This window comes from Burkholderia sp. 4M9327F10, from assembly GCF_005503145.1.
Lineage (GTDB): Bacteria > Pseudomonadota > Gammaproteobacteria > Burkholderiales > Burkholderiaceae > Paraburkholderia.
The window spans coordinates 75,829-88,370 of sequence record NZ_SCNV01000011.1 but is presented as its reverse complement, the minus strand read 5'-3'; the positions used below and the strand labels follow the sequence as shown (position 1 = coordinate 88,370).

General features: G+C 65.8%; 7 protein-coding genes. 2 read left to right on the top strand and 5 right to left on the bottom strand.

What is annotated here, in order from left to right:
* Positions 1-144: 144 nt before the first annotated feature.
* Entirely contained in the window at positions 145-1,077 is a 933-nt protein-coding gene (locus FFS45_RS13445; RefSeq protein ID WP_137955136.1) for a 2-hydroxyacid dehydrogenase, read from the top strand.
* A gap of 592 nt (positions 1,078-1,669) precedes the next feature.
* Entirely contained in the window at positions 1,670-3,235 is a 1,566-nt protein-coding gene (locus FFS45_RS13440; RefSeq protein WP_137955135.1) for a methyl-accepting chemotaxis protein, read from the top strand.
* Position 3,236: 1 nt separating this feature from the next.
* On the opposite strand, the gene FFS45_RS13435 is transcribed toward FFS45_RS13440, so the two are convergent.
* The 5 genes from FFS45_RS13435 to betA all read right to left on the bottom strand — a co-directional run bounded on the left by FFS45_RS13435 (position 3,237) and on the right by betA (position 12,536).
* Complete coding sequence (locus FFS45_RS13435) at positions 3,237-6,116, bottom strand: Hsp70 family protein (protein ID WP_137955134.1); 2,880 nt, start codon at positions 6,114-6,116, stop codon at positions 3,237-3,239.
* A 5-nt stretch (positions 6,117-6,121) separates the two neighbouring features.
* Positions 6,122-7,969: an Hsp70 family protein gene (locus FFS45_RS13430; protein ID WP_137955133.1), complete on the bottom strand. Its 1,848-nt coding sequence runs from the start codon at positions 7,967-7,969 to the stop codon at positions 6,122-6,124.
* Positions 7,966-8,562: a DUF2760 domain-containing protein gene (locus tag FFS45_RS13425; protein WP_137955132.1), complete on the bottom strand. Its 597-nt coding sequence runs from the start codon at positions 8,560-8,562 to the stop codon at positions 7,966-7,968. Before FFS45_RS13425 ends, FFS45_RS13430 begins: the two co-directional genes overlap by 4 nt.
* Before the next feature lie 613 nt (positions 8,563-9,175).
* Positions 9,176-10,618: an MFS transporter gene (locus FFS45_RS13420; protein ID WP_137955131.1), complete on the bottom strand. Its 1,443-nt coding sequence runs from the start codon at positions 10,616-10,618 to the stop codon at positions 9,176-9,178.
* 196 nt (positions 10,619-10,814) lie between these two features.
* Positions 10,815-12,536, bottom strand: coding sequence for a choline dehydrogenase (gene betA / locus FFS45_RS13415; RefSeq protein ID WP_137955130.1), 1,722 nt, complete (start codon positions 12,534-12,536; stop codon positions 10,815-10,817).
* Positions 12,537-12,542: the final 6 nt, after the last annotated feature.

The following is a 12,542-nucleotide window of genomic DNA, read 5'->3' as shown; positions in this document are numbered from 1 at the left end:
GCAGACAGGGCGGGAACTTGAGCGGGGGCACGCGTCGGGGCGGCCGCCTGCACGGTCGCCGGGCCCTTGTTACACTTTCCGGCGTCGCCGTGTCCCGCCAACGCCGCAGTTTTCCGCAATCCCGCTAATCAACGCATCGAGCCCATGAAACCCACCCTGCTGATTCTGATTCCCTTGAATGACGAGAGCCGTGAGCGTATCGCCGCGGCCTTTGAGTTCATTTACGCGCCGGATCCCGCTTCGCGCACCGCAGCGATCGCGTCGCATGGCGCAACGGTCCGCGCCGTGCTGACCAACGGCACGACTGGCCTGACAGCCGCTGAAGTCGACCAGTTGCCGCAACTCGAATTCATCAGCGCGCTGGGCGCGGGCTACGAAAACCTTCCGCTCGACCACGCCCGCGCGCGCAATATCGCGCTGGTCAACGGCGCGGGGACCAACGATCACTGCGTCGCCGATCATGCGTTCGCGCTGCTGCTTGCCGTGGTGCGCGATGTCCCGCATCTCGATCTGGCGACCCGCCAGGGCGTATGGCGCGATACGCTGCCGATGCAGCCGAACGTGTCGGGCAAGCGGCTGGGCATTCTCGGCCTCGGCAATATCGGCCAGAAGATCGCCCGGCGTGGTGCGGGGTTCGACATGGAGTTGGGCTATCACAACCGCAAGCCGCGCGATGGTGAGCCGATGCGCTACTTCGACAGCGTTACGGCGCTCGCGCAGTGGTGCGATTTTCTGCTGATCGCGACGCCCGGCGGTCCCGGCACGCGGCATCTGATCAACAAGCCTGTGCTTGAGGCGTTGGGGCCGGGCGGCTACATCGTGAATGTGTCGCGCGGGAGTGTTGTGGATACGGCGGCGCTGGCCGACGCGCTCAGGGCGGGAACGATTGCGGGGGCCGGGCTCGACGTGTACGAGGGCGAGCCGCATCCGCCCGAGGCCTTGCTTGAACTACGCAACGTGGTGTTGACGCCGCATGTGGGCGGCAGGTCGCCGGAGGCGATCATGGCCTCGGTGCAGAACTTTATAAATAACGCGACGCGGCATTTTGCAGGCGAACCGGTGTTGACGCCGATCTGAGCGGATTCAACGTGTTCATGTTGTGGCCGGGCGTGCTGCCCGGCGAAGGCGTTCGGCGGTGAGCTTGCGCTTGTGTTCTGCGCAAGTCAATTTCCCTTGGGACACGAATGACGCCCTCGCATCGGCCGGGGTGTCAATGGCGATGCGTGCGATTAGGCCATGCCTGCTTGCTTTGTTTCGTCAGAGAAATCAAAAAAGTATCGGTGGGTTTCGCTTGCTTCACATTAACCCGCTAATTTATTTAATGAATGTTAAATCACTGTGTCAATTCGCAGGCGTCGACCCTGCTTTTCCGGGGCTAAAAGACGAATCCTGGCGATTCGTGCAGATGCCCAGCCAGCTTGATAGATCTGCAAACCATGGGCGCGGCTGGATTATCTGTATAGGGAAATGTTAAATCCAGATCAATTGCACGGATCGTAAAAAATAAAACAGACGCAAACCTTTGCGTAACTAATGAAAATTGTGCCGCTGCCGTTAAGGCATTTAGATGGCAGGTAATGCCGCAGCCGACCCGGGCCGTTGGAATATGAGAGAGATGTGACAAACAACGAACTATTTTTCTCGATTCAATCGAGGGGACCGGAAAAACATGAACTTTAAAGATATGTCCGTAAAAGCCCGGCTGTACAGCGCTTTTGGGACCTTGACTGTGGTGGTGATGGTGGTGGCGGGGATGTCGTTGAAGTCGCTGAGCGACTCCAACGCGCGCTTTGCCGGTTTCGTGTCCGGCATTGATACGCGTGCCAACATCGCCCAGCAGGTGCGAACCGCGGTCGACCGGCGCGCCATTGCAGCCCGCAACATGGCACTGGTGACGAAGCCGGACGAGTTCCAGTTGGAGAAGGATGCTGAGGCGCAGGCGCAGCAGGATGTCCAGACGAATCTCGCGAAACTCAACCAGTTGATCGCATCCGGCAGCGACGTCAGCGATCAGGCTCGCGACATGGTGAAGGAGATCAACCGGATCGAGGCGGACTACACGCCGGTGGCGCAGGCCATTGTGGCGCTGGCCGTTGCCAACAAACGCGACGAAGCGATCGCGAAGATCGACAACGATTGCCGGCCGCTGCTTGCCGCGCTGGTCAAAGCCACCGACGCCTACGAGGCCTACACCCGCACCCGGGCCGATGAGTTGGTGGAGGCTTCCGCCGATCAATACGCGGTGCAGCGAGGGGTCCTGATTGGTACCTGTGTCGCAGCCGTTGCGCTTTCGTTACTGCTGGGATTTTTGATTGCCCGCGGCCTGATCCGCTCACTGGGCGCCGAACCGGGCGTGCTGGGCGAGCTGGCCCAGCGTGTCGCCAGCGGCGACCTGAGTGCAGTCGCGGGCGCCGCACAGGCCCCAGCGGGCAGCGTGCTGTCGTCGATGGGCCGGATGCAGGCGAGTCTGGTCGAATTGATTGCACGCGTGCGGACGGCGGCGGACAACATCGCCACCGGCTCGAGCCAGATTGCCGCGGGCAATATCGACCTGTCGTCGCGTACCGAACAGCAGGCCTCGTCATTGCAGGAAACCGCGTCGAGCATGGATGAGCTCACCTCGACGGTCAAGCAGAACGCCGAGAACTCGCAGCAGGCGAGCGTGCTGTCGGCGAACGCTTCGGACGTGGCCGTGAAGGGCAATCACGTGGTGAGCCAGGTCGTGCAGACCATGGGCGAGATCAGCACAAGCTCGACCAAGATTGCTGATATCACCAGCATCATCGAAGGCATTGCCTTTCAGACCAACATTCTTGCGCTCAACGCGGCGGTGGAAGCCGCTCGCGCAGGCGAGCAGGGGCGCGGCTTCGCGGTGGTGGCGAGCGAAGTGCGCAGTCTCGCGCAACGTTCGTCGAGTGCGGCGAAGGAGATCAAGGACCTGATCGCCGAATCAGTGGCGAAGATCCAGGGCGGCTCGGAGCGGGCCAGCGAAGCCGGAAAGACGATGTCGGAAGTGACACAGGCGGTGGCGCGTGTCACGGACATCATGGGTGAGATCGCGGCGGCTTCCATCGAGCAGAGCCGAGGGATCGAGCAGGTCAATCAGGCGATCACGCAGATGGACTCGGTCACGCAGCAGAACGCGGCTCTCGTCGAGCAAGCGACTGCGGCGTCAAAATCGCTGGAGGGACAGGGGTATGAATTGAATCAGGCGATTGCGTTTTTCAGGCTATAGCTCAACCAATCAGCTTGAGCCCCGCCGGCAGCGACTCACCGAACACGCGTCCCTCATCGGCCTCGTCGAGTTCGACTGCCTCGCGGACCATCGTGATCCAACTGGCCGGCGCATGCGCGGATTCCAGCCGCTTGACGACGCTTGCCCGCACCTCGTCGGCGAGATCCCGCGAGCGGTCGCCGCTCATCCGTGCGATCTGCACGGCGGCAAACGCGGCCGGTTCGACCTTCTTCCAGTCGAGCGCCAGAATCGTCTCGAGCCATTGCGTCGCGACCTCCGGCGGCACCACGCTGTGCGCGCTGCCATAGAACGGCCGGCGCGCGCCGATGCGGCCGACGGCCCACCAGCCCTGGTGGTTCTCGGCGGGCTTTTTGAGCCGCTCGATCAGCCGCGCGCCCAGTTCGATCTTGCGCTCGGCCGGCACCCGTTCGAGCGACGCTTCAAGGCGCACCATGTCGGCATAGCCGGACTTCGCAGGGTCGAACGGCAGCCTCGCGCGCGAGCTCGCGGCGGACTGCATGAACGCCACCGCGTCGAGCACGTCGAGCTGTTCGCGCTCACCGAGGCCACCGGCGGCGCGCCGCCACAGCGTCCACCATTCCGACCAGACCTGGCTGTCGTTGACGTACTGGATGCCGTCGTCGAAGAGTGTCCATAGTTGCTCGACGCGCCATTCATCGAGCGGATAACCGAAACCTGGGCGCACGCAATAGCCGGCGAGGTTGAGCCAGAGACGCTCGTGGTCCGCCGAACGGCGCCGCCGTTTGGCGCGCTCCCACAGCGCGTTGAAGAGTTCGCGCAGCAGCGCGCTATTCCAGCCCGCACGCGGACCTAGGACCTGCTCCAGTTCGGCCCGGGTGCGCTTGACCTCTTTGGGATCGATTTTCTGCGAACGCGAACCGAAGGCGCGGTCGATCAATTCGAGCGCCTTGGGCAGGGCGGGGTGCGGGGCCTCGCCGGGTACGGTGACTTTGGCCTCGCCGCGGCGCAACTGGAATTCGAGCAGCCAGCGTTGGGCGGTATCACCGGAATCGCCAGCATCCCCGGCATCGCCGGCGTCAATGCAGTGCACCTCCAGCGTACCCACTTCGGTAAGCGAGGCGGCGAGCTGCACCGGTGTCTCGGCGGACTGGCCGGCCTCACGCGGCGCCACCACCGTGGCGATCGGCGGCAGGCGCACGAATTCGCCCAGCGGCAGTTCGGCCAGCTCGCCCGCTTGCCAGCGGGTGTCGGATACAGAGGACACCAGATGAAACTGCACCGGTTGCCCGAGCCGCAGCGCGAACGTGCGCTCGGCCAGATGAATCTCGTGACCTTCTTCCGTGCCGCGCGGCAGCACGCAGACGCCGCGCAGCGTTTGCGCGTCCTCCTCCAGCACGAGGAAATAGCTGCGTGGCGAGCCGCCGCCGATCCGCGGCGAGCGACCGGCCCGCGCGAGCGCATAGGCCACCGCGCCGCGCGCCACCGCTACGTCGGGATTGTCGTTGTGCAGGACATGCAGAGGTTTGCCGCGCCACGTTCCCAGCGTGCCGGAAAGACGTTCGCTGAGCGCATCGGCACGGAACACGCCGCCGTTGAGCAGCAGGGTATCGGGCACGGGCAACGCGCTGTCGTCAGCGGCGGCGGTTGAACCGAGTGCCTCGCGCGACTGTGTCGCGAGCCGCCCGAGAAACGCTGCGACGTGGCGCGTGATCGCCGCGTCGCTCGCATAGGGCAGACCGAATTCGACGATGGCGCCACGCGGGCGCCCCGGCCGTGCATCGGCGGCAACGGCCGGGAAAAAGCCGTCGACGATGATGCGCTCGACTTCCTCGCGGGTGATTTCCGTCGTCCGCGCGCCGCCGATCAGCTTCGAGCCGGCGCCCAGCAGCGTGATCGGCACCGAGGCCGGCGCTGAGGCGCCGAGCAATTGTTCTTTCGCCACCCGACAGCGCTCGACAAGCTGCGATAGGCTCGCCGCCGAGAGCCGCGCCTGCGGCGTCGACAGCCGGCTCTCGGCCAGATGCGCAAGCGCGAGATCCATGTTGTCGCCGCCGAGCATCAGGTGGTTGCCCACGCCGACGCGCGTCAATTGCGGCTGCCCGTCCTGCATCTTCACCTGGATCAGCGTGAAGTCGGTGGTGCCGCCGCCCACGTCGCAGATCAGTACGAGCCGGGTGTCCGCCAGTTCCGTATCGAGCGAGCCGCGATGCCGGAACAGCCAGTCGTAGAAAGCCGCTTGCGGCTCTTCCAGCAGCCGGAGCTTTGGCAACTGCGCCAGGCGCGCCGCTTCGAGCGTCAGCGCGCGAGCGCCGTCGTCGAACGAAGCGGGCACCGTGAGCACCACGTCCTGCTGTTCGAGCGGGGCATGCGGGAAGCGCTGGTTCCAGGCCGAGCGCACATGCGCCAGATAGCTGGCGCTGGCGGTAACGGGGGAGACCTTGTCGACGTCCTCGCCTGCGCCCCACGGCAAAATCGGCGCGGTGCGATCGACCGAGGCATGCGAGAGCCAGCTTTTTGCGCTGGCGACGAGCCGGCCCGGCACCTGGGCGCCGAGGCTGCGCGCAAGCCGCCCGATCACGACCGGCTGGTCAGTGGCCGGGGCAGGGGCAGGCGCGGCTGTGTCGCGGGCGGTGGGAGCGGCGCCCTGGTGGTTAGCCTGACGCGTGGCCCGATTCGCACCCGCTTGCGCCGCAGACCACGGCAGTTGCAGATCGCCCGCGCTCAGTTCCCCCTGCGCCGCGTGATACTGCACCGAGGGCAGCAGCGGCCGCGCTGCGACTTCGCCGGGACTGACGAGCTGATCGATCTCGAAGACGCGGATGTCCTCGGCCCCGGCCTCGGTGTACGCGACCACCGTGTTGCTGGTGCCAAGATCGATCCCGACGAGGTACTGCTTCATCGTGCTCAAGCGTTGGCGTTGCCGCGCACGTCGAACTCGACTTTCCAGCGCTCGCCGGTGCCGCGCGGGATGGCTTCCAGTTCCAGCGTCCCGGCCTCGGTGACGCGCGCATGCAGTTTCACCGGCACGATCTCGCCGGGGCTGCGGCCTTCGGGCGGCAGCGTGGCCTGGATTGCGTCGAGTTCCTGCAGCTCCTCAGGCGACCAGTAATCGAGCAGCGTGCCGACCTGATCCTGACGCCGCACCGACGAGCCGAAGAAGCGGAACTGCACCGGCTCGCCGACCACGAGGCCGAACTCCTGGGCCGGCAGTTCCGCCTCGGTGCCTTCCTCCATGCCGAACGGCGCCACGCACAGCGCTTGCACCGGCGGCTCGAGCCCCGGCACGGCGGGCATGGACGATTCGACCGCAATATAGAAGGCCTGCGCAATGCCGCCGCGAATCCGCACGCCCTGGCCGCGCTTGACATAGCCGTAGTAGGCCGCGCCGCGTGCGACCGCGAGGTCGAGGTCCGCGCCTTCCAGCAGGCGCGCCGGTGCAGCGCCCTCCGCAGCGAGCCAGCCGCTGAGCGTCTGCAAAATGCGCTCGACCAGCAACGGCGACTTGAACACGCCGCCATTGAACAGCACTGCCGTGGGATGCAGAAAGCTCGCGCCTTCCGGCTGCGTGCCTTGCAAGCCTTCGAGTTCGGCAAGCGCGCCCACCTGACGGCCGAGGAACGCCGCCAGATGGCGCGTCACAGCCGCATCCTGGGCGTAGGGCAGACCAAGTTGCGTCAGGCCGACGCGCGCGCGGCTCACCGGACGCGCCGCGCTATCCACTTGCGGGAAGAAGCCTTCGAGGATCGTCTGTGTGAGTTCGGCGCGCGTGAGTTCGGTACGGATCGAGCCGCCGATCAGCTTGGAGCCGCGGCTTGGGACGACGAGCGGCACGGCATCGGTGCTGGCGTCGCTCAGCAGCGTTTCCTTGGCGGCGCGGCACGCGTAGGTCAGTGCGCGCAGTTGCCACGGATCGGCTTGCGTGCCTTGCGCGGCCAGCTTGCGGGCCACCACGTGGGCGAGCGCGAGATCCATGTTGTCGCCGCCGAGCAGGATGTGTTCGCCCACGGCGACGCGGTGCAGTTCGAGGTTGCCTTCGCGCTCGACGACTGCGATCAGCGACAGGTCGGTGGTGCCGCCGCCCACGTCCACGACGAGGATGATGTCGCCCACCTGCACCTGCTTGCGCCACTGGCCGCTACTTTTCTGGATCCAGCTATAAAGCGCCGCCTGCGGTTCCTCCAGCAACGTCATGCCGGTATAGCCGGCGCGCTGCGCGGCTTCGGCGGTCAGTTCGCGGGCAGCCGGATCGAACGAGGCGGGAATCGTGACGGTGATTTCCTGCTCGCTGAAGGGCGCCTCGGGGTGCGCATGGTCCCACGCTTCGCGCAGATGCGTGAGGTAGCGAATCGAGCTTTCGAGCGGCGAGACGCGTGCTACTTCGGGCGGCGCGTCATTGGGCAGGATGGCTGCGCGACGGTCGACGCCCGGGTGGCACAGCCAGCTCTTGGCGCTCGACACGAGCCGGATCGGCGTGGCCGCGCCGCGGCTGCGCGCCATTTCGCCCACTGCGAAGTCGCGTCCGCCGGTCCACGGCAAGCCCAGGTCGAACGGTGCGAGCTCGCTCGGATGCGGCAGATACAGGAACGAGGGCAGCAGCGGCAGGTTGTCGATAGTGGCCGGCGCGGTGAGCTGCGTGATCGGCTGCACTTCGAGGGTGGTCTTTTCGCCGTCGCTGCCGGCGAGGTCGACATACGAGAGCGCGCAATGGGTCGTGCCCAGGTCGATGCCGATCGAGTAGCGCGAATCGCTCATAGCTCCACCTCGGCGGCGGCGATCACCGAGGCGTCGTGGCTCGCGGCCAGCTTCGGCAGACGCACCTCGTCGACGCGCCAGCCGCGATGGCTCAGGCTGCCGGTAAACGGCGCCTTGCCGACCACGTTGCCTGTGAGGCGGACGGCGCTGGCGTCGAAGCCTTCGGGCAGCGTCACGCGGCTGCCTTCGGCTTCCTCGCGCACCGGGCGGATCGTGAAGTGCTCGCGCAGCACCGTGCGGCAACCGCCATGCACGACGCGGGCGGCCGCGCCGATGTCGGCGTCCGAGTAGCCGGCCACATCTTCTTCGATGAAGTCGACAAAGCGCGCATCGCGTTGCAGCAGGCCCAGCAGTTGCAACGCGGCGTCCGGGCTTGCCTGCTTCAGCACCGGGGCAGCCGGCTGCGGCGCAGGGGCCGGCGCGGGCGCGGGTGCGGGTGCTGCAACGGGCGCAGGCGCTGGCGTTGCCGTGACGGGTGCGCCGCTGCGCAGCCGTTGTACGCGGGCGGCGAACTCGCCATCGCCGAGAATGCTGAAGAACGTTCCGACAGCCAGCGAAATCCGGCCGAGGAAAGACACGTTCGTGTCGGTCATGTGTGGCTCCTGAGGGGCTCTGTCAAGGACGAGCTGTCCTCGGGCGACGCCGGATCGAACCGGGGTCGCCGCGGGTGATTCGGTTGCGGATATCGATGCGCGGACCGGCCTCGCGGGTCGGCGGGGTCCGGCATCGGTTGGATTAGCGGCCCGCTTTGGGCACGGCCCATCCGGGCCTCGTCTGCTATTTTACCTTTCGGGCGGCGAGAGGCTTAAGGAGGGCCGCAAGCGGGGGGCGCTGGAAGGGTGGCAGAGCACGCATGAAGAGCGGAAAGTGCCCTACATGTCGCGCGATGCTGCATTGCGGTGCACGGAGAGCGCGGCAGGAAGCGGCAGCGCGGCGGGGCGTCAAGACCGGGAAATTACTCATGAAGCATTGACAACGTCAGCCGATAACATGAGAACGTATTCGTGACTGGCTGGGTCACGCGGCGGTCGGCGCCGCAGTTCACACCCGGGCCATGCCGGTAGCGGATGCAACCGGTCGCAGGTTTGACCGGTACCTCATTTCGAAGCGCGTCTGTGCCGCACGGCAGTGCGTCGTGGTGCACGAGACGGGCTTCATGGCGTCAGGCGCATTTCGCCGGGCTCGTTTCATCAGGCGTCACGACGCTCACCGCGCGTCGTCCACCGCGACCTGATAGCCCGGCGCAGCGTCGGGCGGCTCGTGCGAGGCGAGCGATTCAAGCGCCAGGCCTTTCGTTTCAATTCCCATTACCCATACCGCCAGCGCGGCCACCGCGAACGACAGCGCGCCCAGCGTAAACACGCCGCTCTGGCCGAACAGCGGCAGTACCACGCCGACGGCATACGGTCCGATCAACGAACCGACCCGGCCGATTGCCGACGCAAAGCCCGACCCGGTTGCGCGCGCGCCGGTGCCGTAAAGCTCGGGCGTATAGGTGTAGAGCACGGCCCACATGCCGAACAGGAAGAATTGCATCAGCAGTCCTGCACAGATCAGCAAGCCGACGCTGTCCGCATGCAAGGCGGTTTGTCCGTACAGAAAGGCCATAACCGCGCCGCCCGTGAGCGACGCGATACAGGTGGGTTTGCGCCCCCAGCGCTCGACCAGCCACGCCGCGCACAAAAAGCCGGGCACGCCACCGAGCGAAATCAGCATCGTGTACAGCACCGATTTCGTCACCGCAAAACCGGCTTGCTGCATCAGCGCGCCGAGCCATGAAGTCAGCCCGTAGAAGCCGAGCAGTGCGAAGAACCATAAGAGCCAGACCATGGTGGTGCGCTGCCGGTACGCGGCGCTCCAGATTTCGCGCAATGCGCCGTGTTTGCCTGCCGGTGCGGCCTCGGCCAGCAGGGAAGGCGTGGGCAGCCACGTGAGGCCATTCGACTTCATCACCTTCGCTTCGATGTGCGTAAGAACCGCATCGGCCTCAGCCTGCTTGCCATGATGTTCGAGCCAGCGCGGCGACTCCGGCACGACCCGGCGCACGATCAGCACGAACACGGCCGGAACGGCCAGCAGGGCGAACACGGTGCGCCAGCCGAACTGCGGCAGGACGAAATACGACACGAGTCCCGCGGTAATGAAGCCGAGCGGCCAGAACCCGTCCATTAGCGCCACGAGCCGGCCGCGCGAGGCGGCAGGCACGAACTCGGAGAGCAAGGTCTGCGCAATCGGAAACTCCATGCCCATACCGATGCCGAGCAGCACGCGATAGAAAATCAACGCATCGACCGAATGCGCGGTCGAGCACAGATACGATGCAATACCCCACAGCACCATGCTCCACTGGAACACCGGACGGCGGCCGAAGCGGTCGGCGAGCAGCCCGGCGACGGCCGCACCCAGCACCATGCCGAAGAAGCTTGCGCTCGCAACGAGTCCTGCCATCGCGCTGGAGAGTTTGAACTCGGTCTTGATCGAGCCGAGCACGAAGGTCATCGTGCCGAGGTCGATCGAATCGAAGAAAAACGCTGCGGCAATGATGATGAAAATGGTCCGGTGGTAGCCGGAAAACGGCAGGCGCTCGAGACGCGCAGCGGCACTGGGACGGGCGGAAGACAAATCGCGGGGCGTAGCGGCGCTCGGCATGGCGTCCTCTGAGTGGATGGTTCGGAAACCTTGGCGGACCTCGCTACCCGCTGGGGTTCGAGGCCCGGTTCCATTCAGTAGACTGCGCCATTAATGGCCGACATAGAACGAAATCGGCATTCGAATGGAACGGGCGCGCCATTTGGACCCGTCCCGGGTGACTGCGCGATCTTCGCGTATTTGCGCGCCCGGATGCTCAGACGGCGTGTACGGGCGCCACTTGCGCCTCGCTTGCTGTTGAGCGTGCAGCCGTGCCGCGTGCCGGTGCACCGTTTGCCACGAAGTAGGGCGTATCGACCCGCGCCAGTGCAGCGCGGCCGCGAATCCGGTCGGCGATCTTTTCGGCCATCATGATAGTGGGCGCGTTCAGATTGCCGGTGGTGATGCGCGGCATGATCGACGCGTCCACCACACGCAGCCCTTCGAGGCCATGCACGCGGCCTTCGTTGTCGACCACGGCCATCTCGTCGTAGCCCATCGCGCAGGAACAGGATGGGTGGTAGGCGGTTTCGGCCCGCGCCCGCACGAATGCGTCGATCTCCGCGTCGCTTTGCAGTTCCCCGCCCGGGCTCAACTCGCGGCCGCGGAAGCGGTCGAGCGCCGGCTGGCGGATGATCTCGCGGGTAATCCGGATGGCGTCGCGGAATTCGCGCCAGTCGAGCGCCTCGGCCATGTAGTTGAACAGAATCGACGGATGTTCGCGCGGATCGCGCGAGCGCAGCTTGACGCGTCCACGGCTTGGCGAGCGCATCGAGCCGACGTGCGCCTGGAAGCCGTGCATCTTGATCGCATGGGTGCCGTTGTAGTTGATCGCCACCGGCAGGAAGTGATACTGGATGTTCGGCCACGGATCGTCGTCGCGGGTGCGGATAAAACCGCCTGCTTCGAAGTGGTTGCTCGCGCCGATTCCCGTGCCCCTGAGCATCCATTCGAGTCCGATGGCCGGCTGGTTGTGCAGCAGCAGCGCCGGATAGAGCGAGACCGGTTCCTTGCACTCGTACTGCATGTACATCTCAAGATGGTCCTGCAGATTCTGGCCTACGCCAGGCAAATCGAGCACCAGGGGAATGTCCAGTTCGCGCAGCCACGCGCCGGGGCCTACCCCTGAGCGCTGCAGGATCTGCGGCGAGGCGATCGCGCCGCCGCACAGCAGCACTTCGCGGCTTGCGTAGGCGGCAAGCGAAGTGTTGCCCTGCAGATAGACGACACCGGTGGCGCGCTTGCCGATGAACAGGATGCGGTCGGTGGTGGCGTGCGTGACGATGGTGAGGTTCGGCCGCTGCCGCGCCTGGTCCAGATAGCCGCGCGCCGTGCTGGCGCGCCGTCCGTTGGCCGTCACCGTGCGGTCCATGGGTCCGAAGCCTTCCTGCTGATAGCCGTTCAGGTCGTCGGTGCGCGGATAGCCTGCTTCGACGCCCGCTTCGACCATCGCACCGAACAGCGGATTCGCGCCGGGCTTGCTGGTGGTCACGTGGACGGGACCGTCGCCGCCGTGATAATCGTTCGGGCCGATGTCGCGCGTTTCCGCCTTGCGGAAGTACGGCAGGCAGTCGCGATAGCTCCAGTTTTCCAGGCCTTTGCGCTCGGCCCAGCCGTCGTAATCGAGTGCGTTACCGCGGATGTAACACATCCCGTTGATCAGCGACGAGCCGCCCAGCCCTTTGCCGCGCCCGCATTCCATGCGGCGGTTGTTCATATGCGGCTCGGGCTCGGTTTCGTAGGCCCAGTTGTAGCGCCGTCCCTGCAGCGGATAAGCGAGCGCGGCCGGCATCTGCGTGCGGAAATCGAAACGGTAGTCCGGACCGCCCGCTTCGAGCAGCAGCACAGTGACGCCCGGGTCCTCGGTGAGCCGCGTAGCCAGCACGTTGCCCGCCGAGCCGGCGCCGATCACGATGTAGTCGTACTCCTTCGCTGCCATGCTGCG